The sequence below is a fragment of the Cryobacterium glucosi genome (assembly GCF_004402235.1).
Taxonomy (GTDB): Bacteria; Actinomycetota; Actinomycetes; order Actinomycetales; family Microbacteriaceae; genus Cryobacterium; species Cryobacterium glucosi.
This window is the reverse complement of sequence record NZ_SOFS01000019.1, coordinates 315048-335543: the sequence shown is the minus strand read 5'-3', so window position 1 is coordinate 335543 and position 20496 is coordinate 315048. Positions and strand designations below refer to the sequence as shown.

At 64.0% G+C, this 20496-nt stretch carries 31 protein-coding genes; all 31 read left to right on the top strand.

Annotated features, from left to right (window positions below; translation table 11 throughout):
* The first annotated feature begins 32 nt into the window (after positions 1-32).
* The 31 genes from pilM (at position 33) to rplO (ending at position 20477) form a co-directional block, all read left to right on the top strand.
* Positions 33-1082 (top strand): type IV pilus assembly protein PilM, encoded by a 1050-nt coding sequence (gene pilM, locus E3O46_RS10230; protein ID WP_134561642.1) that lies wholly within the window; start codon positions 33-35, stop codon positions 1080-1082.
* Positions 1079-1744, top strand: coding sequence for a hypothetical protein (locus E3O46_RS10225; protein WP_134561641.1), 666 nt, complete (start codon positions 1079-1081; stop codon positions 1742-1744). Before pilM ends, E3O46_RS10225 begins: the two co-directional genes overlap by 4 nt.
* A gap of 2 nt (positions 1745-1746) precedes the next feature.
* On the top strand, positions 1747-2478 hold the full coding sequence (locus tag E3O46_RS10220; RefSeq protein ID WP_134561640.1) for a hypothetical protein: 732 nt from the start codon (positions 1747-1749) through the stop codon (positions 2476-2478).
* Positions 2479-2598: 120 nt separating this feature from the next.
* Positions 2599-3540 carry a hypothetical protein gene (locus E3O46_RS10215; protein ID WP_134449879.1) on the top strand — a complete coding sequence of 314 codons (942 nt, stop codon included), beginning with the start codon at positions 2599-2601 and terminating at the stop codon, positions 3538-3540.
* Between the two features lie 77 nt (positions 3541-3617).
* Positions 3618-4106, top strand: coding sequence for a DUF6121 family protein (locus E3O46_RS10210; RefSeq protein ID WP_134449880.1), 489 nt, complete (start codon positions 3618-3620; stop codon positions 4104-4106).
* A 50-nt stretch (positions 4107-4156) separates the two neighbouring features.
* On the top strand, positions 4157-4813 hold the full coding sequence (locus tag E3O46_RS10205; RefSeq protein WP_134449881.1) for a spermidine/putrescine ABC transporter substrate-binding protein: 657 nt from the start codon (positions 4157-4159) through the stop codon (positions 4811-4813).
* 366 nt (positions 4814-5179) lie between these two features.
* Positions 5180-5554: a 30S ribosomal protein S12 gene (gene rpsL / locus E3O46_RS10200; RefSeq protein ID WP_055787040.1), complete on the top strand. Its 375-nt coding sequence runs from the start codon at positions 5180-5182 to the stop codon at positions 5552-5554.
* Positions 5554-6024, top strand: coding sequence for a 30S ribosomal protein S7 (rpsG, locus tag E3O46_RS10195; protein WP_066597688.1), 471 nt, complete (start codon positions 5554-5556; stop codon positions 6022-6024). Before rpsL ends, rpsG begins: the two co-directional genes overlap by 1 nt.
* 102 nt (positions 6025-6126) lie before the next feature.
* A complete protein-coding gene (gene fusA / locus E3O46_RS10190; RefSeq protein ID WP_134449882.1) occupies positions 6127-8241 on the top strand; it encodes an elongation factor G in 2115 nt (704 codons plus the stop codon).
* A 144-nt stretch (positions 8242-8385) separates the two neighbouring features.
* On the top strand, positions 8386-9579 hold the full coding sequence (gene tuf / locus E3O46_RS10185) for an elongation factor Tu (RefSeq protein ID WP_134449883.1): 1194 nt from the start codon (positions 8386-8388) through the stop codon (positions 9577-9579).
* A 142-nt stretch (positions 9580-9721) separates the two neighbouring features.
* Positions 9722-9931 (top strand): Rv0909 family putative TA system antitoxin, encoded by a 210-nt coding sequence (locus E3O46_RS10180; RefSeq protein ID WP_174774565.1) that lies wholly within the window; start codon positions 9722-9724, stop codon positions 9929-9931.
* A 1013-nt stretch (positions 9932-10944) separates the two neighbouring features.
* Positions 10945-11253 (top strand): 30S ribosomal protein S10, encoded by a 309-nt coding sequence (gene rpsJ / locus E3O46_RS10170; RefSeq protein ID WP_035834607.1) that lies wholly within the window; start codon positions 10945-10947, stop codon positions 11251-11253.
* An 8-nt stretch (positions 11254-11261) separates the two neighbouring features.
* Positions 11262-11921: a 50S ribosomal protein L3 gene (gene rplC / locus E3O46_RS10165; RefSeq protein WP_134449885.1), complete on the top strand. Its 660-nt coding sequence runs from the start codon at positions 11262-11264 to the stop codon at positions 11919-11921.
* Between the two features lie 4 nt (positions 11922-11925).
* On the top strand, positions 11926-12576 hold the full coding sequence (gene rplD, locus E3O46_RS10160) for a 50S ribosomal protein L4 (RefSeq protein WP_134449886.1): 651 nt from the start codon (positions 11926-11928) through the stop codon (positions 12574-12576).
* The gene (rplW, locus tag E3O46_RS10155) at positions 12576-12878 is read left to right on the top strand and encodes a 50S ribosomal protein L23 (protein ID WP_104100968.1); all 303 of its coding nucleotides are present in this window, start codon (positions 12576-12578) and stop codon (positions 12876-12878) included. The genes rplD and rplW overlap by 1 nt, the downstream gene beginning before the upstream one ends.
* A gap of 25 nt (positions 12879-12903) precedes the next feature.
* Positions 12904-13743 (top strand): 50S ribosomal protein L2, encoded by an 840-nt coding sequence (gene rplB, locus E3O46_RS10150; RefSeq protein WP_134449887.1) that lies wholly within the window; start codon positions 12904-12906, stop codon positions 13741-13743.
* Positions 13744-13752: 9 nt separating this feature from the next.
* A complete protein-coding gene (gene rpsS, locus E3O46_RS10145) occupies positions 13753-14034 on the top strand; it encodes a 30S ribosomal protein S19 (RefSeq protein ID WP_134449888.1) in 282 nt (93 codons plus the stop codon).
* A 26-nt stretch (positions 14035-14060) separates the two neighbouring features.
* Positions 14061-14426, top strand: coding sequence for a 50S ribosomal protein L22 (rplV, locus tag E3O46_RS10140; RefSeq protein WP_134449889.1), 366 nt, complete (start codon positions 14061-14063; stop codon positions 14424-14426).
* On the top strand, positions 14426-15187 hold the full coding sequence (rpsC, locus tag E3O46_RS10135; protein ID WP_134449890.1) for a 30S ribosomal protein S3: 762 nt from the start codon (positions 14426-14428) through the stop codon (positions 15185-15187). The genes rplV and rpsC overlap by 1 nt, the downstream gene beginning before the upstream one ends.
* Before the next feature lie 2 nt (positions 15188-15189).
* On the top strand, positions 15190-15609 hold the full coding sequence (gene rplP / locus E3O46_RS10130; RefSeq protein ID WP_134449891.1) for a 50S ribosomal protein L16: 420 nt from the start codon (positions 15190-15192) through the stop codon (positions 15607-15609).
* Complete coding sequence (rpmC, locus tag E3O46_RS18860; RefSeq protein ID WP_134449892.1) at positions 15609-15953, top strand: 50S ribosomal protein L29; 345 nt, start codon at positions 15609-15611, stop codon at positions 15951-15953. The genes rplP and rpmC overlap by 1 nt, the downstream gene beginning before the upstream one ends.
* Before the next feature lie 2 nt (positions 15954-15955).
* Positions 15956-16255 (top strand): 30S ribosomal protein S17, encoded by a 300-nt coding sequence (gene rpsQ, locus E3O46_RS10120; RefSeq protein WP_134449893.1) that lies wholly within the window; start codon positions 15956-15958, stop codon positions 16253-16255.
* Positions 16256-16288: 33 nt separating this feature from the next.
* Positions 16289-16657, top strand: coding sequence for a 50S ribosomal protein L14 (gene rplN, locus E3O46_RS10115; RefSeq protein ID WP_134449894.1), 369 nt, complete (start codon positions 16289-16291; stop codon positions 16655-16657).
* 3 nt (positions 16658-16660) lie between these two features.
* A complete protein-coding gene (gene rplX, locus E3O46_RS10110; protein WP_134449895.1) occupies positions 16661-17020 on the top strand; it encodes a 50S ribosomal protein L24 in 360 nt (119 codons plus the stop codon).
* Positions 17020-17619 (top strand): 50S ribosomal protein L5, encoded by a 600-nt coding sequence (gene rplE, locus E3O46_RS10105; protein WP_134449896.1) that lies wholly within the window; start codon positions 17020-17022, stop codon positions 17617-17619. The genes rplX and rplE overlap by 1 nt, the downstream gene beginning before the upstream one ends.
* Before the next feature lie 108 nt (positions 17620-17727).
* Positions 17728-18126: a 30S ribosomal protein S8 gene (rpsH, locus tag E3O46_RS10100; RefSeq protein WP_066597609.1), complete on the top strand. Its 399-nt coding sequence runs from the start codon at positions 17728-17730 to the stop codon at positions 18124-18126.
* A gap of 6 nt (positions 18127-18132) precedes the next feature.
* The gene (rplF, locus tag E3O46_RS10095) at positions 18133-18669 is read left to right on the top strand and encodes a 50S ribosomal protein L6 (RefSeq protein WP_134449897.1); all 537 of its coding nucleotides are present in this window, start codon (positions 18133-18135) and stop codon (positions 18667-18669) included.
* A 2-nt stretch (positions 18670-18671) separates the two neighbouring features.
* Complete coding sequence (rplR, locus tag E3O46_RS10090) at positions 18672-19043, top strand: 50S ribosomal protein L18 (RefSeq protein ID WP_134449898.1); 372 nt, start codon at positions 18672-18674, stop codon at positions 19041-19043.
* Positions 19044-19078: 35 nt separating this feature from the next.
* Positions 19079-19750 (top strand): 30S ribosomal protein S5, encoded by a 672-nt coding sequence (gene rpsE / locus E3O46_RS10085; protein WP_104101028.1) that lies wholly within the window; start codon positions 19079-19081, stop codon positions 19748-19750.
* Positions 19750-19932 carry a 50S ribosomal protein L30 gene (gene rpmD, locus E3O46_RS10080; protein WP_174774564.1) on the top strand — a complete coding sequence of 61 codons (183 nt, stop codon included), beginning with the start codon at positions 19750-19752 and terminating at the stop codon, positions 19930-19932. Before rpsE ends, rpmD begins: the two co-directional genes overlap by 1 nt.
* A complete protein-coding gene (gene rplO / locus E3O46_RS10075) occupies positions 19932-20477 on the top strand; it encodes a 50S ribosomal protein L15 (protein WP_134449899.1) in 546 nt (181 codons plus the stop codon). The genes rpmD and rplO overlap by 1 nt, the downstream gene beginning before the upstream one ends.
* Positions 20478-20496: the final 19 nt, after the last annotated feature.

Genomic DNA, 20496 nt, shown 5'->3' with positions numbered 1-20496 from the left:
GCACACATCATCGGTAACAAGGGAGCAACATCGTGACATCAAGCGTCGTCGGGATAGACATCGGTAGCGCCGTTCTGCGCGCCGTCGAGGTGGGCGACCCACATTCTGCCAAACCGATCCTGCTCCGCTACAGCCAGATCGGGCTGCCGGAGGGTGCGGTGGACAGCGGCGAAGTCATCGAGCAGAACACGGTCGCGGCGGCGCTCAAACAGCTCTGGGCCATCGGCGGATTCAAGTCGAAGAACGTCGTGCTCGGGATGGGTAACCAACGGGTACTCGCCCGCGACTTGACCGTGCCGAAGATGTCGCTCGCCCGCATCCGGGAGACCCTGCCGTTCGAGGTCCAGGAGATGCTCCCGATCCCTGTTGCCGAAGCGCTTCTTGACTTCTACCCGATCTCCGAATCCGAGGGGGAGAACGGTCCGGTCGTCAACGGCCTCCTGATCGCCGCAGTGAAGTCCGCCGTGATGGCGAACGTCAAGGCCACCCAGCTTGCGGGCTTGACGACCGTCGACGTCGACCTGATTCCGTTCGCACTCAGTCGCATTCTCGTGAGCAGGCCGGGCATCACCGGGACCGTCGCCCTGGTCGATATCGGCGGCAGCACTACGAGCGTCGTAATCGCGACAAACGGCGTGCCGCAGTTCGTGCGCATCATCGCCACCGGAGGCGACGATATCTCCCGAGCGCTCCAGGCCGAGCTCAAGTCCGAACTTGAGCACGCCGAAGCGGCCAAGCGGGGCCTCGGCCTGGCCACCGGAACGGTGCCGGAGGCGGACAAGCGCGCCGTCGAAGTCATCTACAAGATCGCGAGCGAGCAATTGACGAGCCTCCGCAATACCATCAGCTACTTCGTGAACACCCGACCGACCAACCCGGTGGTCCAGATCGTCCTCAGCGGGCGGGGCGCCCAGTTGGGCGGCCTGCCGGAGGCACTCGCCGAAATGACCAGGATGCCCGTGATCGTCGGCGATCCGTTCTCCACTGTCGGCCTCGCGCGCGACGTCGACGCAAGCGACCTTCGGGCCAGCGGCTCGACCTACGCCGTGGCGCTTGGCCTGGCCCTGGGAAGTGCAGCATGAGCCGCGCTGGCAAGGGCGTTCTTCTGGTGATCGGGGGGGAGCCCCGGGTCGACCTGCTGCCGCCGGAGATCTACAAGGACCGTTCCGCCGGCGTCCTCCGTCGACGCATCCTGATCGGTGTCGTCGGCGTCATCGCAATCGTGATGGTGGGCTCTGGCGCGTCGACCGTGCTCGCGATCCAGGCTCAGGGCCAGCTCGCGGACGAACAGAATCGTACGGCCGCTCTCCTGGCCGAACAGACCAAGTACGTCGAGGTCCGATCCGTGCAAGCACACGTCAATTTGGTCCAGGCCGCGCAACAGGTAGGCGTCTCGACCGAGATCGACTGGAAGAAGTATCTCGACAGCGTCCAAGCCACGCTGCCGTCGACAGTGGCGATCGACACAGTCAAACTGGACTTCGCTTCACCGATCTCCGCTTACGCACAGCCGACGGCGCCCCTGCAGGGAGCCAGAGTCGGAACCGTGACCTTCACTGCGAGGAGCGCGGTTCTGCCTGACGTCCCGACCTGGCTCAACGCACTGGCCACTCTCCCGGGATTCGCCGATGCACTGCCCGGTTCGGTGACTCTGGATGCGGCGACGAATGTCTACAAGGTGGAAATCACCATGCACGTGAACGATTCCGCGTACGCCAAGCGCTTCACAACTGTGGGGAAATGACCATGGATAAGAATCGAATGTGGATTATCGGCTCGGTCGTTGTCATGGTTGCGGTGATCGCACTGGGCTTCCTGCTCGGGATCCAGCCGCAACTGGCCGCAGTCGCGACTGCCAATGACGCGCGCGTCGCTGTGGAAGCCGCGAACAGCGGGCAGGCCGCGGTCCTGGCCAAACTCAAGAGCGACTTCGCCGGCATCGACGATCTCAAGGCGAAACTGGTTCCCCTGCAAACGTCGGTGCCGAGCGGAACCGAAATGCCGAGCTTCGTCACCCAGCTCGATGCGCTCGCCGGGTCAACGTCCGTGACGCTTTCGGGCATGACCGTGGCCGATGCGGTACCCTATGCGGCCCCCGTGGCACTCGCCGCCACCGGAACGGCAGACGCCACTGCCGGCACGTCCACGAGCACGACGCCGCTGACCAATGCGCAGATCACGGCGACGACATTCGCTTCGCTCGCCGTCCAGATCACGGTCACCGGAAGCTACGGCCATGCCCTCGACTTCATCAGTGGCCTGCAGAGTGGCCAGCGACTCTATCTGGTGACCGGAATCACGACGGCTCCGGTGGCCGAGGCGGCAGCAACCGAAACGACCAAGGCCACCGTTCCTGGTGACATCACGGCGACGATCACCGGCCTCGTCTACGTGCTCGTGCCGCCCGCGACCGCGGCGGCGACCGCGGCGGCCACTGCCGCCACTCCGACGGCCACCCCGACGCCCGCCGCGAAATAGACCCGGAGCCTCTGCCGCGCCGAAACCCGAATCGCGCCGCGAGGCTCCCAATCGGGGGCCGGGCATGTTGTTATGGTTGCTGCAGAGAGCTACGGCCACCCGGCCCGCGAGGAGTGCAGCATGAGCGACCCGACATCAGACGAGCGCAACACGACCCCCGAGACGGATGCCCCGACGGCCGCGTACGCGCGGTCCGAGACGGACCCGACCGACCAGCCGGCTCCGAGCGAGCCGGCGCACGCCGCCGCAGTGCCCGCTGACGAGTCGGTACCGGCCCCGCTCGCCGAGCCCGCGGCATCCGCCCCCGTCGCCCCTGTCGTCGTCCCCGAGCCGGTCGGCGAGCCGATCTCCTACGAGACCCCCACGGCCGTCTCGGCCGAGGCCGCACATGAGGACGCCCAGGTCGCCACGCAGGACCAGACGGCAGCGGAGCATGCTCCCGTCACCGACTACACCCCCGGCTACACGCCCGCGGTTCCCGTGCAGGCGCCCGCGGGCCCCATCTACATCCAGGCCCCGGCCCCGCCCGTCGACAAGGGCAACCGGGGTGCCGGAGTGCTGCTTGTGCTTCTCGCGACAGTTGTGTACTCCATCGTCTACGCGCTCGTCGCCTTCGGCATCGCCGGGGCCGGCAGCGGCTCGGTCGCCGACGCCGCCGCGAAGTTCACCGACTTCATCGTGCTTCCGGTCTTCTACGTGCCCGCCGTGTTCTTCTTCATCGGGTTCTCCCTGCTCGTGCTGATCGTCAACCGCGGCGGCTGGTGGGCATACGTGCTCTTCGGCTTCCTCGTGGCCGTCATCGTGTACTTCTCCTACATCGGAGCGGCGCTGCTGACCGTGCAGGCCTGGAACTTCACCCCGTCCGAAGCGGTCCGCTTCATCACCGCGCAGTGGCTCAGCCCGTACGCGATCGCCGCCGCCGTCGTCGCCCGCGAGGTGCCGATCTGGTTCGGCGCCTGGATCGCCCGCCGCGGACGCACCGTCACGGCCCGCAACGCCGCCGCCCGCCAGGACTACGACCGCCGCCTCGCCGAAGGGCCGCAGCTCTCCCGTCCGCAGTAATCCCGAACAGTCCGAAGCCGGCCGGCGGAATCGCCGTAGCGGTGCAGCCCCCGCAGCGGGGGAGTGAGGCCTGAGCGATGCGCGACTATCAGCGATACGCGGCCGTCGTCGCCGTGTTCGCGGCCGTGCTCTACGCGGCGCTGCTCGTCGCGGCCTTCGGCATGATCAGCCTGCTCGCCGACATCGAGGTCATCCCGGTGACGGATGCCGGCCCGCTCGTCGGTCCCGGAATGGCGGCGGCGGCCGTGCTGCTGGTTTTCGCTCTCCTGCTGTGGCTCGGGCTGCGGGCATCGCCGCGCCGCCAACGGGTGGCGCTCGGGTACGCGGCCGGAACCGGCATCGCCGCGTTCCTCGGGTTCGTCGCCGCCGGCTCCGTGCTCTATCCCCTGGGAAACGGGCAACTGTTCAGCGGGCTGACCTTCGCCGCGGCGGTGCTGCGCGAGCCGTTCGCGGCGACGACCGGCATCCTCGCCTTCGTCGTCACCCTGCTGTATTCGCTCGTGCTCGCCTCCCGCATCAACGAACACGGCCGGCCGCTGTGGCCCTGGGAACGCCCGGACGAATAGGGCGAAATCTCCCCGCCGAACACCTGCGGCATCGAGTAACCTTAATGTCCATGGATGGTTCCATCGAAGCACGCGTCGGCGATGTCGTCGACGACTGGCTGAGCTGGCTCCCCAAGTGGCGACCCGGCACGCACACCCGCAGGACGCGGCTGTGCCGCACCTGTTTCGGTTCGCCCGTCATCCGCGCCGCCGGCCTCACGACCGATGTCCCGCACGCGGTGCAGCACGCCCTCGCCATGCGCGTGAAGGCTGTGATTGACGGCTCCGTCGACGCGTACACCGAGTCCACCCTCCCGCTGCTCAGCCGGGAGATCCGCGCGAACGAGGAACGCAAGGCCGCCGTCGCGAGCTATCGCCCGGCCGACGGCCTCGACCCCGAGTTCGCCGGCCTCGAGCTCGACCCGCCCGCCGAACGTGAGGCGCCCTACCTCTTCACCTTCGCCGAACTCGCGCGCCCCGCCTCCCCGGCCGCGTTCGTCGCCGAACCGGCGCCACTCACCGCGGAGGAGAAGGCGGCAATTCGCGCCGAGCTGCGCCTCGCCGACGAGTACGCGGCCGAGGTCGGCGGCCAGGTCTGCATGGCGTTGTACCGCCATCGTGAGCGGATGCGGGCCGCGGTGAACGAGTTCGTCGAGCCCTGGGTGCAGTCCCTGCTCGCCGATCTCGACAGCACCCTCAACTCCCCGCTCTGGCCTCACGGCCTGTGAGTCGCGGACGAGTGGGGGACAAGCCGCGTGGGCCACGCGCGTGCCCGGCCCGCCGCATCCGCTCGACGGAGGCTCGCCATTTGACCGGGCTACCCGAGGGGAGTTAGTATTTCGGGGTGTGCGCTTCGTCGTGCGCTTGAGTCATGCCATCGCGATCTCGTCGTGCCGCACCTTGGGCGCCCAGACACGGCACGCATGCTGGGTTTGCTCACCGAGCAGCCCCCACGGCATACCCACTGAAACGCGCGGAACTTGTTCCGCGTGCGCCGGCGGGTCCAGATGAACTCGACAAGGACCGGAAACGGAACGAATCGAATGCTAACCATCAATGAGCTGTCACCGTGCAGCAATAACAAGGAGTAATTAGTGCCAACCATTCAGCAGTTGGTCAGGAAGGGCCGCAGCCCCAAGGTCACCAAGACCAAGGCTCCCGCCCTCAAGGCCAACCCGCAGCAGCGCGGCGTGTGCACCCGCGTGTACACCACCACCCCGAAGAAGCCGAACTCGGCTCTCCGCAAGGTCGCCCGCGTCAAGCTGTCGAACGGTACCGAGGTCACCGCCTACATCCCCGGCGAGGGTCACAACCTGCAGGAGCACTCGATGGTGCTCGTGCGTGGCGGTCGCGTGAAGGACCTCCCCGGTGTTCGTTACAAGATCGTTCGCGGCGCACTGGACACCCAGGCTGTCAAGAACCGCAAGCAGGCTCGTAGCCGCTACGGCGCCAAGATGGAGAAGAAGTAATGCCTCGTAAAGGCCCAGCGCCCAAGCGTCCCGTTATCGCTGACCCGGTATACGGCGCCCCCATCGTCTCCCAGCTCGTCAACAAAATCCTCCTCGACGGCAAAAAGGGCCTCGCCGAGCGCATCGTTTACGATGCACTCGAGGGCGTCGTTGCCAAAAACGGTGCGGATGCTGTCGTCACGCTGAAGAAGGCGCTCGACAACGTGCGCCCCACCCTCGAGGTGCGTTCGCGCCGCGTCGGTGGTTCCACCTACCAGGTGCCGGTCGAAGTCAAGCCGCACCGCGCCAACACCCTGGCTCTCCGCTGGTTGACCAGCTACGCCAAGGCCCGTCGCGAGAAGACCATGACCGAGCGCCTCACCAACGAGATCCTCGACGCGTCCAACGGCCTCGGTGCCGCGGTCAAGCGTCGTGAAGACACACACAAGATGGCCGAGGCGAACAAGGCCTTCGCACACTACCGCTGGTAGTCGCGATCCGGTGAGCGAGCGGGGCGGGTCACCCGCCCCGCTCGCCCACCGGCTTGTCTTGTTTCGCCCCACACACCCCCAAAAAACGTCCGGAGGACACCCGTGGCACTTGATGTGCTCACCGACCTGAGCAAGGTCCGCAATATTGGCATCATGGCGCACATTGACGCTGGCAAGACCACCGTCACTGAGCGCATCCTGTACTACACGGGTGTCAACCACAAGATCGGCGAGACCCACGACGGCGCCTCGACCATGGACTGGATGGCGCAGGAGCAGGAACGTGGCATCACGATCACCTCCGCTGCGACGACCTGTTTCTGGGCCGGCAACCAGATCAACATCATCGACACCCCCGGCCACGTGGACTTCACCGTCGAGGTGGAGCGTTCGCTCCGCGTCCTCGACGGCGCGGTTGCCGTGTTCGACGGCAAGGAGGGCGTTGAGCCCCAGTCCGAGACCGTCTGGCGCCAGGCCGACAAGTACGACGTTCCCCGCATCTGCTTCGTCAACAAGATGGACAAGCTCGGCGCGGACTTCTTCTACACCGTCGACACCATCGTCAAGCGCCTCGGCGCGAAGCCGCTCGTCATCCAGCTGCCGATCGGCGCCGAGAACACCTTCGAGGGTGTTGTCGACCTCGTCGAGATGCGTGCACTGACCTGGCGCGGCGACTCCAAGGGTGACGTCGAGATGGGATCCCACTACGAGATCGAGGTCATCCCGGCCGACCTCGTCGAGCAGGCCGCGGTTTACCGCAAGCTGCTCCTCGAGACCGTCGCCGAGACCGATGACGACCTCATGGAGAAGTACTTCTCCGGCGAAGAGCTCACCGTCTCCGAGATCAAGCACGCGATCCGCAAGCTCACGGTCAACAGCGAGATCTACCCGGTCCTCTGCGGCTCCGCGTTCAAGAACCGCGGCGTCCAGCCGATGCTTGACGCCGTCATCGACTACCTCCCCACCCCGCTCGACGTGCCGGCCATCGAGGCCCACGACGCGCGCGATGAAGAGGTCGTCGTCATGCGTCACTCTGATGCGTCCGAGCCGTTCACGGCCCTCGCGTTCAAGGTCGCGGTGCACCCGTTCTTCGGTCGCCTCACCTACATCCGCGTCTACTCGGGACACCTCGACTCCGGCGGCCAGGTCATCAACTCGACCAAGGGCAAGAAGGAGCGCATCGGCAAGATCTTCCAGATGCACGCCAACAAGGAGAACCCGGTGGCCTTCGTGACCGCCGGTCACATCTACGCGGTCATCGGCCTCAAGGACACCACCACCGGCGACACCCTGTGCGACCCGAACCACCAGGTCGTACTCGAGTCGATGACGTTCCCTGACCCGGTCATCGAGGTTGCGATCGAGCCGAAGACGAAGCAGGACCAGGAAAAGCTGGGTCTCGCGATCCAGAAGCTGGCCGAAGAAGACCCGACCTTCCGTACCGAGCAGAACCAGGAAACTGGCCAGACGGTCATCAAGGGAATGGGTGAACTTCACCTGGACATCCTCGTCGACCGCATGCGTCGCGAGTTCAACGTCGAGGCCAACGTCGGCAAGCCCCAGGTCGCGTACCGCGAGACGATCCGCAAGGCCGTCGAGCGTCACGACTACACCCACAAGAAGCAGACCGGTGGATCCGGCCAGTTCGCGAAGATTCAGATCGCGATCGAGCCGCTTGAAATCACTGCCGAAAAGGGTTACGAGTTCCTGAACAAGGTCACCGGTGGCCGCATCCCCAGGGAATACATCCCCTCGGTCGACGCGGGCATCCAGGACGCCATGCACGTCGGTGTTCTGGCCGGCTACCCGATGGTCGGCGTTCGCGCCAGCCTGCTCGACGGTGCCGCGCACGACGTCGACTCCTCGGAGATGGCGTTCAAGATCGCCGGTTCGATGGGCTTCAAGGAAGCCGTCCGCAAGGCGAACCCTGTTCTTCTCGAGCCGCTCATGAGCGTCGAAGTTCGTACGCCTGAGGAATACATGGGCGACGTCATCGGCGACCTCAACTCCCGCCGTGGTCAGATTCAGACCATGGAAGACGCGAGCGGCGTCAAGGTCATTCGTGCCTTCGTTCCGCTTTCGGAGATGTTCGGTTACATCGGCGACCTGAGGTCCAAGACCTCCGGGCGTGCCGTGTACTCGATGACCTTCGAGAGCTACGCCGAGGTCCCCAAGGCTGTTGCCGAAGAGATCATCCAGAAGAACAAGGGCGAATAGCCTGGGGCCCTCGGGCCTTTTCCGGGCCTTCGGGCCGAATCGCTTCGGCCTCCCGGCCCGAGTAACATAAGTACACAAATCCAGCAGTTTCACCGGCCGCAAACCAGCGGGCGGTGAAGCCGAGAGTCCTGAGGAGGACCCACAGTGGCCAAGGCCAAGTTCGAGCGGACTAAGCCGCACGTAAACATCGGAACGATCGGTCACGTTGACCACGGAAAGACCACGCTGACTGCAGCGATCTCCAAGGTCCTTGCCGACACGTTCCCTTCCAAGACCAACGTTCAGCGCGACTTCGCGTCGATCGACTCGGCTCCGGAAGAACGCCAGCGCGGCATCACGATCAACATCTCCCATGTTGAGTACGAGACCGAAAAGCGTCACTATGCGCACGTCGACGCACCGGGCCACGCTGACTACATCAAGAACATGATCACCGGTGCCGCACAGATGGACGGCGCGATTCTCGTTGTCGCCGCAACTGACGGCCCGATGGCTCAGACCCGTGAGCACGTTCTTCTCGCCAAGCAGGTCGGCGTGCCGTCCCTGCTCGTCGCGCTGAACAAGGCCGACATGGTCGACGACGAAGAGATCCTTGAGCTCGTCGAGCTCGAGGTTCGCGAACTCCTCACCGCCCAGGGCTTTGACGGCGACAACGCTCCTGTTGTCCGCGTGTCGGCGCTCAAGGCGCTGGAAGGCGACCCGAAGTGGGTCGGCAACATCCTGGAGCTCATGCAGGCCGTTGACGACTACTTCCCGGAGCCCGTCCGCGACAAGGACAAGCCCTTCCTCATGCCGATCGAGGACGTCTTCACGATCACCGGTCGTGGCACCGTCGTCACCGGCCGCGCCGAGCGTGGAACCCTCAAGATCAACTCCGAGGTCGAGGTTGTCGGCATCCGCCCGACGATCAAGACCACGGTCACTGGTATCGAGATGTTCCACAAGCAGCTCGACGAGGCATGGGCCGGCGAGAACTGTGGTCTTCTTCTTCGTGGCACCAAGCGCGAAGACGTCGAGCGCGGCCAGGTCGTCGTCAAGCCGGGTTCGGTCACGCCGCACACCGACTTCGAGGGCACCGCGTACATCCTGTCAAAGGAAGAGGGCGGCCGTCACAACCCGTTCTACGCGAACTACCGTCCGCAGTTCTACTTCCGTACCACCGACGTCACCGGCGTCATCACGCTGCCCGAGGGCACCGAGATGGTCATGCCCGGCGACACCACCGACCTGACTGTCGCGCTGATCCAGCCGATCGCCCTGGAAGATGGACTCGGCTTCGCTATCCGTGAAGGTGGCCGCACCGTCGGCGCCGGAACCGTGACGAAGATCATCAAGTAGTTCTTCACCACCTGCACCACTGAAACGGGTCGGTCCTTCGGGGCCGGCCCGTTTTTGCGTCCCCGCGAGACCCTTGTCGTGGGCGTGCCCCGGTTCTATCGTGGGTCGCGGTCGCACTGAAGCGGCCGGACTGGAGTGGATCATGGGACTGGACGACATCACGAAGAAGGCCCAGGAGTTCCTGGGCGACAGCAAGGTCACCGAGGCCCTGCACAGCGAGCAGGCCGAGGACATCAGCGACAAGCTGCTCGACGGCACGGCCGACGCGGTCAACAAGGTCACCGGCAACAAGTTCGAAGACCAGATCGAGCAGGCCCGCGCCGCCGCCGACACTCACGTCGGCACCGACTAGCGCTCGCGCGGCGAGCGTCCGCAGCGAGCGTCCGAGTCGGCCGCGGCGCTCAGGACGCACCACTCGAGCGCGGGTGTTTCGCCGTTCCGCGGGTGCTGTGCCAGGCGCTGAACGGCGGAACACCCGCGCTCGAGTCTGAACGCAGTCCTCCACAGGAGTGGATGTCGTCGGTAACGCACGAATGACGCCTTCGACCTTCAGATGTGCTCCGTGGGTCACAGGCTCTGCAGCATGACTGAACACATTCCACCGGACCACCCTGCGAACCACTTGTTGTCCGTAGCCGACTATCAGCATTGGGGGAGGCTGACGGGAAGATCAAGTACTTCGATCCCGTCATGAGGGACGGGCGTACGCCCGAGGAAGTGCTGTGGGATGAAAAGCGCCGTGAAGATGGGGTGCGTCGGCAGGTGCACGGCTTCACTCGCTGGGGTTTCTCCATTGCGTTGAGCAGGATGCGCTTTGCGCGGGCGTCTGCTGGAGCTTGGGCTGCCTGTTCGGAGACCGGGCCTCCGCACGTGGTGAATGGCGTGTCTGTATCGAGCGCGGGCCCCGGCAGAGGGAAACGAGCGCGAAACGGGCAGCGAAGCGCTGGAAACGGGGCGAAAGGGGGCCGAAACGCGCGACACGCCGGTCGCGACACGCCCGGGTTGCACAAAGACCTACCCCTGTGGCAGACTCTTCTAGTTCAACACTTTCGACTGCCGCGCTGCACGCGGTGTCGGGATCACTGCCAGGCAGTGCATAGCCGGTGTCCACAGGACGCACGGTTAGGCCGCGGGTAGCAGAACAGAGCTTAAACCAACAGCCGGGAAAGCATGGGAAATCCATGCCTTCCCCCATGCCCCGGTATGGAGAAGCGGTTGGCTCGGTTCAAAGTCGTGCGGCTGGAAGGCTGCGAGACGAGGAATCGAAATTGACAGATGAACAGTGGTGCGACAGCAGCAGTGCTACTACGGCGTCCAATGCAGCCTTCGGGATGTACGAAGCCTTGACAAGAAAGAGAGTTCGACATGGCGGGACAGAAAATCCGCATTCGGCTTAAGTCTTACGACCACGAGGTCATTGACATCTCGGCGCGCAAGATCGTCGACACCGTGACCCGTGCGGGCGCGACAGTCGTCGGCCCCGTGCCGCTTCCAACCGAGAAGAACGTGGTGTGTGTCATCCGTTCCCCTCACAAGTACAAGGACAGCCGGGAGCACTTTGAAATGCGCACCCACAAGCGTCTGATCGACATCATTGACCCCACCCCGAAGGCCGTCGACTCGCTCATGCGTCTCGACCTTCCGGCGGACGTTAACATCGAGATCAAGCTCTAGGGCCCGCGATGTCTTACTCCGATACCAAGACCACCAAGGGTCTCCTCGGCAAGAAGCTCGGCATGACCCAGGTCTGGGACGAGAACAACAAGCTCGTTCCCGTCACCGTCATCGAGATCTCGCCGAACGTTGTCACCCAGATCCGCAGCAAGGAAATCGACGGCTACGCCGGCGTCCAGATCGCTGCAGGCGCCATCGACCCGCGCAAGGTCAACAAGCCTTCCGCCGGACACTTCGAAAAGGCGGGCGTCACGCCTCGCCGTCACCTCACCGAGCTCCGCACCGCGGATGCCGCTGACTACACCCTGGGACAGGAACTCACCGTTGACGGTGTCTTCGTTGCCGGCTCCAAGGTTGACGTCATGGGCACGAGCAAGGGTAAGGGTTTCGCCGGTGTTATGAAGCGTCACAACTTCAAGGGTGTCTCCTCCTCCCACGGTTCCCACCGCAACCACCGCAAGCCCGGTTCCATCGGTGCTTCCTCGACCCCGAGCCGTGTCTTCAAGGGCATGCGCATGGCCGGTCGTATGGGTGGCGAGCGCGTCACCGTGCTGAACCTCAAGGTTCACGCCATTGATGCCGAGAAGGGCCTCATGCTGGTCAAGGGTGCCGTTCCCGGTGCCAAGGGCCGCCTCGTATTCGTCCGCACTGCCGTGAAGGGAGCGTAACCGCATGGCCACCACGCTCGATCTCATCGATGCAACCGGCGCAAAGTCCGGTTCCGTTGAACTGCCCGCCGAAATCTTCGACGTCCAGACCAACATCCCCCTGATCCACCAGGTCGTCGTCGCGCAGCTCGCTGCCGCACGCCAGGGCACGCACAAGACCAAGCGCCGCGGAGAAGTTTCCGGTGCCGGTCGCAAGCCCTTCAAGCAGAAGGGAACCGGTCGCGCTCGTCAGGGCTCGATCCGCGCGCCCCAGATGACCGGCGGTGGCATCGTCCACGGACCGACGCCCCGCAACTACGAACAGCGCACCCCCAAGAAGATGATCGCGGCAGCACTGCGCGGATCGCTTTCCGACCGCGCCCGCGGCGACCGTCTCCACGTCGTCACCGCACTGTTCACTGCAGAGACGCCCAGCACCAAGGGCGCCATCACGCTGCTCACCCAGATCGCCAGCAGCAAGCACGTGCTGGTCGTTCTCGAGCGCACCGATGAGCTGACACTGCGCAGCATCCGCAACCTCCCGACGGTGCACGTGCTGTCCTGGGACCAGCTGAATGCCTACGACGTTCTCGTCAGCGACGACATCGTCTTCACCCTGGGCGCGTTCGACGCGTTCGTGGCGAGCAAGACCAAGAAGGAAGAGGTGTCCGCATAATGGCTACCCCGATCAACAAGGATCCCCGCGACGTCATCATCGCTCCGGTCGTCTCTGAGAAGAGCTACGGCCTGATCGACGAGGGCAAGTACACCTTCATCGTGGACCCGCGCTCGAACAAGACCGAAATCAAGCTCGCGATCGAAAAGATCTTCAAGGTGGAGGTCGCTTCGATCAACACCATGAACCGCATCGGCAAGACGCGTCGCACGAAGTTCGGTCAGGGCAAGCGCAAGGACACCAAGCGTGCCATCGTCACGCTCAAGTCCGGTTCCATCGACATCTTCACGGCCGTCGGCTAAGCGGCGCGGACTAGAGGAATAAGAAATGGCTATTCGTAAGTTCAAGCCCACGACTCCTGGTCGTCGCGGTTCATCTGTTGCGGACTTCGCAGAGATCACCCGTTCGACCCCGGAGAAGTCCCTGCTTCGCCCCCTGTCCAAGACCGGTGGCCGTAACAACCAGGGTCGCATCACCACCCGTCACATCGGTGGTGGACACAAGCGTCAGTACCGTCTCATCGACTTCCGTCGTAACGACAAAGATGGCGTCAACGCCAAGGTCGCTCACATCGAGTACGACCCGAACCGCACGGCGCGCATCGCGCTCCTGCACTTCGTTGACGGCACCAAGCGCTACATCATCGCCCCGAACAAGCTGAACCAGGGCGACATCATCGAGTCGGGTTCGGGTGCTGACATCAAGCCCGGCAACAACCTGCCGCTGAAGAACATCCCCACCGGTACCATCATCCACGCGGTTGAACTGCGTCCGGGCGGCGGTGCCAAGATGGCCCGCTCCGCCGGTTCGTCGGTTCGCCTCGTTGCGAAGGATGGCATCTACGCCCAGCTGCGCCTGCCGTCCGGAGAAATCCGCAACGTCGACGCCCGCTGCCGCGCCACGATCGGCGAGGTCGGCAACGCCGAGCAGTCGAACATCAACTGGGGCAAGGCCGGCCGGATGCGCTGGAAAGGCGTTCGCCCGACCGTTCGTGGTGTTGCCATGAACCCGGTCGACCACCCGCACGGTGGTGGCGAGGGAAAGACGTCCGGTGGACGTCACCCCGTCAGCCCCTGGGGCCAGAAAGAAGGCCGTACCCGGCACCCGAACAAGGAAAGCGACAAGCTCATCGTTCGTCGCCGTACTGTCGGCAAGAAGCGTAAGTAGGAGTAGACGATGCCACGCAGTCTCAAGAAAGGCCCTTTCGTTGACGACCACCTGCTTCGCAAGGTTGTCCGGGCGAATGAAGCCAGCAGCAAGAACGTAATCAAGACCTGGTCGCGCCGTTCGATGATCATCCCCGACATGCTCGGGCACACCATCGCGGTTCACGACGGACGCAAGCACATCCCGGTGTTCGTCACCGAGAGCATGGTCGGGCACAAGCTCGGCGAGTTTGCGCCCACCCGCACCTTCCGTGGTCACGTGAAGGACGACAAGAAGGGCCGTCGCCGCTAACGCGGTGACGTGAAGGAGGAGAAGAAATGGTGGAGTCGATCGCACGCGTGCGTCACATCCGCGTTACCCCCCAGAAGGCTCGTCGCGTCGTCAACTTGATCCGCGGCAAGCAGGCCCACGAGGCCCTGGGAATCCTGAAGTTCGCAGCGCAGGGCGCCAGCGACCCGGTGTACAAGCTGGTGGCCTCGGCCATCGCGAATGCACGAGTCAAGGCCGATGCAGCGAACACATACCTGGACGAGCAGGACCTCTTCGTGAGCCAGGCATTCGTTGATGAGGGTACAACCCTCAAGCGTTTCCAGGCCCGCGCACAGGGTCGCGCATTCCAGATCAAGAAGCGTACGAGCCACATCACTGTTGTGCTCGCCACTCCTGAGGAGGGTACGAAGTAATGGGTCAGAAAGTAAACCCGTATGGCTTCCGTCTGGGAATCACGACCGACCACGTGTCGCGTTGGTTCTCTGACAGCACGAAGCCGGGCCAGCGTTACAGCGACTTCGTCGCTGAAGACGTCAAGATCCGCCGCCTGCTGAGCACGACCCTCGACCGCGCGGGAGTTTCGCGCATCGAGATCGAGCGCACCCGTGACCGCGTTCGCGTCGACATTCACACCGCCCGTCCGGGCATCGTGATCGGTCGTCGTGGCGCCGAGGCCGAGCGGATCCGCTCCGACCTCGAGAAGCTCACGAGCAAGCAGATCCAGCTCAACATCCTCGAGGTCAAGAACCCTGAGGTCGACGCCCAGCTCGTTGCCCAGGGCATCGCAGAGCAGCTCTCCGCTCGTGTGGCTTTCCGCCGCGCGATGCGCAAGGGCCTGCAGGGCGCCCAGCGCGCCGGCGCCAAGGGTGTTCGCATCCAGGTGTCCGGTCGTCTCGGCGGCGCTGAGATGAGCCGCTCGGAGTTCTACCGCGAGGGACGCGTGCCACTGCACACCCTGCGTGCGAACATCGACTACGGCTTCTACGAAGCCAAGACCACCTTCGGCCGCATCGGCGTGAAGGTCTGGATCTACAAGGGCGACATCACCAACAAGGAACTCGCCCGCGAGCAGGCCAACGCTAAGTCGTCCCGCCCCGAGCGTCGTGACGACCGACCCCGCCGTGCGCCCCGCGCAGAGGCCGCGGCGCCGGTTGCAGCAGGAGTTGAGGCATAACCATGTTGATTCCACGCAGAGTCAAGCACCGTAAGCAGCACCACCCGGGCCGCACCGGCCACGCAACCGGTGGCACCGAGCTGTCGTTCGGCGAGTACGGCATCCAGGCCATCACCCCCGCGTATGTGACCAACCGTCAGATCGAGTCCGCTCGTATCGCGATCACCCGTCACATGAAGCGCGGCGGCAAGGTCTGGATCAACATCTATCCTGACCGCCCGCTCACCAAGAAGCCGGCCGAAACCCGCATGGGTTCCGGTAAGGGTTCTGTGGAGTGGTGGGTCGCCAACGTGAAGCCGGGTCGTGTGCTCTTCGAAATCGGCGGTGTCACTGACATCGTCGCCAAGGAAGCGCTCACCCGCGCCATTCACAAACTGCCGTTGAAGGCACGCATCATCAAGCGCGAGGAGGGCGACGCATAATGGCGATCGGATCCAAGGAGCTCGCCTCAGTCGAGCTCGACACTTTTGAAAACGAACGACTGTTCGACGAGCTGAAGAAGGCCAAGGAAGAGCTGTTCAACCTGCGCTTCCAGTCGGCCACCGGTCAGCTTGAAAGCCACGGCCGCCTCCGCGCGGTCAAGCGCGACATCGCTCGTATCTACACGGTTCTCCGTGAGCGCGAGTTGGGCATTCGCCCGACGCCCGCACCGGTCGAAGCGGCCGTCAAGGCCGACAAGGCAGAGAAGAAGCCCAAGAAGGCCCCTAAGGCTGCAGAATCCGAAACGGATGCTGTCGCTGAGGCCGTCGAAACGAAGGAGGCCTAGTCATGGCGAAGACTGACGAAACGGTCGTCGCAGCCGAGGCAGAAGCTCTCGTTCGCGGCTACCGGAAGACGCTGCGCGGCTACGTGACCAGCGACAAGATGGACAAGACCATCGTTGTCGAGGTCGAAGACCGCGTGAAGCACCCGTTGTACGGCAAGGTCATCCGCCGTACGTCCAAGCTGAAGGTCCACGACGAGGCGAACATCGCCGGCGTCGGAGACCTGGTCCTGATCAGTGAGACCCGTCCGCTGAGCGCCACCAAGCGCTTCCGCCTGGTCGAGATCCTCGAGAAGGCCAAGTAAGCCTCGCGCTTACTTGATAGAAGGGTATAAAAAGTGCTTCAGCAAGAATCACGACTCAAGGTTGCCGACAACACGGGTGCCAAGGAACTGTTGACCATCCGCGTCCTCGGTGGCTCCGGTCGTCGTTACGCAGGCCTCGGTGACACCATCGTCGCCACCGTCAAGGACGCGATCCCGGGCGGAAACGTCAAGAAGGGCGACGTCGTCAAGGCCGTCGTCGTTCGCGTCAAGAAGATGACCCGTCGTCCAGACGGTTCGTACATCAAGTTCGATGAGAACGCCGCAGTGATTTTGAAGAACGACGGTGACCCCCGGGGCACCCGAATCTTCGGACCGGTCGGTCGCGAGCTTCGCGACAAGAAGTTCATGAAGATCATCTCGCTGGCACCGGAGGTTATCTAAATCATGGCCAGACTCAAAAAGGGTGACCTCGTACAGGTCATCAGCGGCCGCAGCCAGGCACGCGGCGGCGACCGTGGCAAGCAGGGCAAGGTCATCGCCGTGCTCGTGGAGAAGAACCGTGTCCTCGTCGAGGGCATCAACTTCGTCACGAAGCACGTTCGTGTCGGCCAGACCCAGCGCGGCACCAAGACCGGCGGCATCGAGACCATGGAGGCGCCGATCCACGCGTCCAACGTGGCCATCGTCGACCCGGAGACCAAGAAGCCGACTCGCGTCGGCGTCCGCATCGAAGAGGTAACGAAGGACGGCGTCACCAAGACGGTCCGCATCCGTTACGCCAAGAAGTCAGGGAAGGACCTCTGATGACCGACACGATCGTTGCTGCGGGCGAAGCGCCCGTCAAGACGCTTCCGCGTCTCAAGCAGAAGTACCGCGACGAGATCTCCGCCAAGCTCTCCACCGAGCTCGGTTTCACGAACGTTCACCAGATTCCGAACCTCGTGAAGATCGTCGTCAACATGGGTGTCGGCGAGGCAGCTCGCGACGGCAAGATCATGGATGGCGCCGTCTCCGACCTCACCAAGATCACCGGCCAGAAGCCGCAGGTCACCAAGGCCCGCAAGTCCATCGCGCAGTTCAAACTGCGCGAAGGACAGCCCATCGGAACCCACGTCACCCTCCGCGGCGACCGCATGTGGGAATTCCTGGACCGGCTTCTGAGCCTCGCCCTTCCCCGTATCCGTGACTTCCGCGGCCTCTCGGACAAGCAGTTCGACGGTGCAGGCAACTACACTTTCGGTCTCACCGAGCAGGTCATGTTCCACGAGATCGACCAGGACCGGATCGACCGTCTTCGCGGTATGGACATCACCATCGTGACGACCGCCAAGAACAACGAAGAAGGCCGTGCGCTGCTCAAGGCGCTTGGCTTCCCCTTCCAGACGGCCGAGAACACCAAGTAGTACCGGCTAGTTTTAAACCCTGGGGCTGGACAACCGTCCAGCCCCACCACGACCAAGGTCGTCACCCGTGTAACGGATGAACGAAACCAGGCGAGAAAGGCACCACAAATGACAATGACAGATCCGGTCGCAGACATGCTGACCAGACTGCGCAACGCTAACTCGGCGTACCACGACACAGTGTCGATGCCGCACAGCAAGCTCAAAGCGCACATCGCAGACATCCTCAAGGCGCAGGGTTACATCTCCGCCTGGGATGTCAAGGATGCAGAGGTCGGAAAGACCCTCACGCTGAACCTCAAGTTCGGTCCGAACCGCGAGCGTTCCATCGTCGGCATCAAGCGGGTTTCCAAGCCCGGCCTGCGCGTGTACGCAAAGTCGACCGAAATCCCCACCGTTCTCGGTGGCCTCGGCGTTGCCATCCTGTCCACCTCCAGCGGTCTGCTCACCGACCGTCAGGCCGAGAAGAAGGGCGTAGGCGGAGAAGTTCTCGCCTACGTGTGGTAGTCGACAATGTCACGTATTGGAAGACTCCCCATCCCGATCCCCGCGGATGTCACGGTTGCCACTGAGGGCCGCCTCGTCAGCGTCAAGGGCCCGAAGGGTGAGCTTGCGCTCACCGTCGCCAACCCGATCCAGGTGTCGATCGAAGACGGCCACGTTGTCGTCACCCGTCCGGACGACGAGCGCGCATCGCGTTCGCTGCACGGCCTGACCCGCACCCTGATCGCCAACCAGATCATCGGGGTGACCGTGGGTTACACCAAGGGCCTCGAGATCGTCGGTACCGGTTACCGCGTCGCCCAGAAGGGCACCGCGGTCGAGTTCGCCCTTGGCTTCTCACACCCGGTCCTCATCGAGCCGCCCGTCGGCATCACCCTGACCGTCGAGGGCGTCAACCGCCTCACGGTCGGTGGCATCGACAAGCAGGCCGTCGGCGAGGTCGCCGCCAACATCCGTAAGATTCGCAAGCCTGAGCCCTACAAGGGCAAGGGTGTGCGTTACGCCGGCGAGATTGTTCGCCGCAAGGCCGGAAAGAGTGGTAAGTAACCATGGGTCTCGGAACTAGAGGTAAGAGCAAGGCCGCTGCCCGCGGACGCAGGCACACACGTCTTCGCAAAAAGGTCGTTGGGACGGAGCTTCGCCCCCGTCTCGTCGTCACCCGTTCGGCTCGCCACGTCTTCGTGCAGGTCGTCGACGACAGCAAGGGTTTCACCCTTGCGTCGGCATCCACGCTCGAGACGGACATGCGCACCTTCGATGGTGACAAGACCGCCAAGGCCCGTAAGGTCGGTGAACTCGTCGCCGAGCGCGCGAAGGCCGCCGGTATCGACGCCGTCGTATTTGACCGTGGCGGCAGCAAGTACGCGGGACGCGTCGCTGCCATCGCCGAGGGAGCTCGAGAGGGTGGATTGAACCTGTGACCGCTGAAACCAGTAACACAGCAGCCAAGGAGACCGTGGTGGCCGCTGAGGCACCCGTCGAAACCGCTGCGTCAACCGCTCCGGCACAGAACGAGCCTCGTGAGGCTCGTCGTGGTGGCCGTGAGCGCAACCCGAACAAGGATCGCGGAAGCCGCGACGCCGACAAGAGCCAGTTCCTGGAGCGCGTTGTCACCATCAACCGCGTTTCCAAGGTGGTGAAGGGTGGTCGTCGCTTCAGCTTCACCGCCCTCGTCGTCGTCGGTGATGGCAACGGACTCGTCGGCGTGGGATACGGCAAGGCCCGCGAGGTCCCGACCGCTATCTCCAAGGGCGTCGAGGAAGCGAAGAAGAACTTCTTTCGCGTTCCCCGCGTCGGCCTGACGATCCCGCACCCCGTCCAGGGCGAAGCCGCAGCGGGCGTTGTCCTGTTGCGTCCCGCCGCTGCCGGTACCGGCGTTATCGCCGGTGGCCCCGTCCGCGCCGTGCTCGAATGCGCCGGCATCCACGACGTCCTGAGCAAGTCGCTCGGTTCGTCGAACACCATCAACATCGTCCACGCCACCGTCGAGGCACTGCACCAGCTCGAAGAGCCGCGTGCCGTTGCCGCCCGTCGTGGCCTCGCGTACGAAGACGTGGCCCCGGCCCGTTTCCTGCGCGCCGACGCCGCGGCTGCTGCTGCAGCAGCGGCAGCAAAGGCAGGTGCCTGATGGCTCGCCTCAAAGTGACACAGATCAAGTCCAAAATTAGTGAGAAGCAGAACCAGCGCGACACGCTTCGCAGCCTGGGTCTCAAGCGCATTGGCGCTGTCGTGATCCGCGAGGACAACTCGCAGAACCGCGGCTATGTCAACACGGTTGCTCACCTCGTGAAGGTCGAGGAGATTGACTAATGGCTGACGAGAAGGACGCTGCCGCCAAGGCAGCAACCAAGCCCGCCACCGCAAAGAAGGCTGCCCCCAAGGCTGCCGCCGCGAAGACTGCACCCGCTGAGAAGCGCGAGCAGGTGCTGAAGGTCCACCACCTTCGCCCCGCTCCCGGTTCGAAGAAGGACCGTATGCGCGTCGGCCGCGGTGAAGGATCCAAGGGTAAGACCGCGGGTCGTGGCACCAAGGGCACCAAGGCACGCTACAACGTGCGCATCGGCTTCGAGGGTGGGCAGATGCCTCTGCACATGCGTACCCCGAAGCTGCGCGGGTTCAAGAACCCGTTCCGCGTCGAGTACCAGGTCGTCAACCTCGACCGTCTTGCCGAGCTCTACCCGAACGGTGGCGATGTCACCATCGCCGACCTGGTCGCCAAGGGCGCCGTTCGTGACAACGAAAAAGTCAAGGTGCTCGGTAACGGTGAAATTGCCGTTAAGCTGAACATTGCGGTCGACAAGGTCTCCAGCTCAGCTGAGCAGAAGATCGTCGCCGCGGGTGGCTCAATCAAGTAAGTCCGTAGACGCTGATCGA

Coding starts and splice junctions, on each gene's coding strand:
- E3O46_RS10225 (WP_134561641.1), top strand. CDS start 1,079: ATGAGCCGCGCTGGCAAGGGCGTTCTTCTGGTGATCGGGGGGGAGCCC.
- E3O46_RS10220 (WP_134561640.1), top strand. CDS start 1,747: ATGGATAAGAATCGAATGTGGATTATCGGCTCGGTCGTTGTCATGGTT.
- E3O46_RS10215 (WP_134449879.1), top strand. CDS start 2,599: ATGAGCGACCCGACATCAGACGAGCGCAACACGACCCCCGAGACGGAT.
- E3O46_RS10210 (WP_134449880.1), top strand. CDS start 3,618: ATGCGCGACTATCAGCGATACGCGGCCGTCGTCGCCGTGTTCGCGGCC.
- E3O46_RS10205 (WP_134449881.1), top strand. CDS start 4,157: ATGGATGGTTCCATCGAAGCACGCGTCGGCGATGTCGTCGACGACTGG.
- rpsG (WP_066597688.1), top strand. CDS start 5,554: ATGCCTCGTAAAGGCCCAGCGCCCAAGCGTCCCGTTATCGCTGACCCG.
- E3O46_RS10180 (WP_174774565.1), top strand. CDS start 9,722: ATGGGACTGGACGACATCACGAAGAAGGCCCAGGAGTTCCTGGGCGAC.
- rpsJ (WP_035834607.1), top strand. CDS start 10,945: ATGGCGGGACAGAAAATCCGCATTCGGCTTAAGTCTTACGACCACGAG.
- rplC (WP_134449885.1), top strand. CDS start 11,262: ATGTCTTACTCCGATACCAAGACCACCAAGGGTCTCCTCGGCAAGAAG.
- rplD (WP_134449886.1), top strand. CDS start 11,926: ATGGCCACCACGCTCGATCTCATCGATGCAACCGGCGCAAAGTCCGGT.
- rplW (WP_104100968.1), top strand. CDS start 12,576: ATGGCTACCCCGATCAACAAGGATCCCCGCGACGTCATCATCGCTCCG.
- rplB (WP_134449887.1), top strand. CDS start 12,904: ATGGCTATTCGTAAGTTCAAGCCCACGACTCCTGGTCGTCGCGGTTCA.
- rpsS (WP_134449888.1), top strand. CDS start 13,753: ATGCCACGCAGTCTCAAGAAAGGCCCTTTCGTTGACGACCACCTGCTT.
- rplV (WP_134449889.1), top strand. CDS start 14,061: ATGGTGGAGTCGATCGCACGCGTGCGTCACATCCGCGTTACCCCCCAG.
- rpsC (WP_134449890.1), top strand. CDS start 14,426: ATGGGTCAGAAAGTAAACCCGTATGGCTTCCGTCTGGGAATCACGACC.
- rplP (WP_134449891.1), top strand. CDS start 15,190: ATGTTGATTCCACGCAGAGTCAAGCACCGTAAGCAGCACCACCCGGGC.
- rpmC (WP_134449892.1), top strand. CDS start 15,609: ATGGCGATCGGATCCAAGGAGCTCGCCTCAGTCGAGCTCGACACTTTT.
- rpsQ (WP_134449893.1), top strand. CDS start 15,956: ATGGCGAAGACTGACGAAACGGTCGTCGCAGCCGAGGCAGAAGCTCTC.
- rplX (WP_134449895.1), top strand. CDS start 16,661: ATGGCCAGACTCAAAAAGGGTGACCTCGTACAGGTCATCAGCGGCCGC.
- rplE (WP_134449896.1), top strand. CDS start 17,020: ATGACCGACACGATCGTTGCTGCGGGCGAAGCGCCCGTCAAGACGCTT.
- rpsH (WP_066597609.1), top strand. CDS start 17,728: ATGACAATGACAGATCCGGTCGCAGACATGCTGACCAGACTGCGCAAC.
- rplF (WP_134449897.1), top strand. CDS start 18,133: ATGTCACGTATTGGAAGACTCCCCATCCCGATCCCCGCGGATGTCACG.
- rplR (WP_134449898.1), top strand. CDS start 18,672: ATGGGTCTCGGAACTAGAGGTAAGAGCAAGGCCGCTGCCCGCGGACGC.
- rpmD (WP_174774564.1), top strand. CDS start 19,750: ATGGCTCGCCTCAAAGTGACACAGATCAAGTCCAAAATTAGTGAGAAG.
- rplO (WP_134449899.1), top strand. CDS start 19,932: ATGGCTGACGAGAAGGACGCTGCCGCCAAGGCAGCAACCAAGCCCGCC.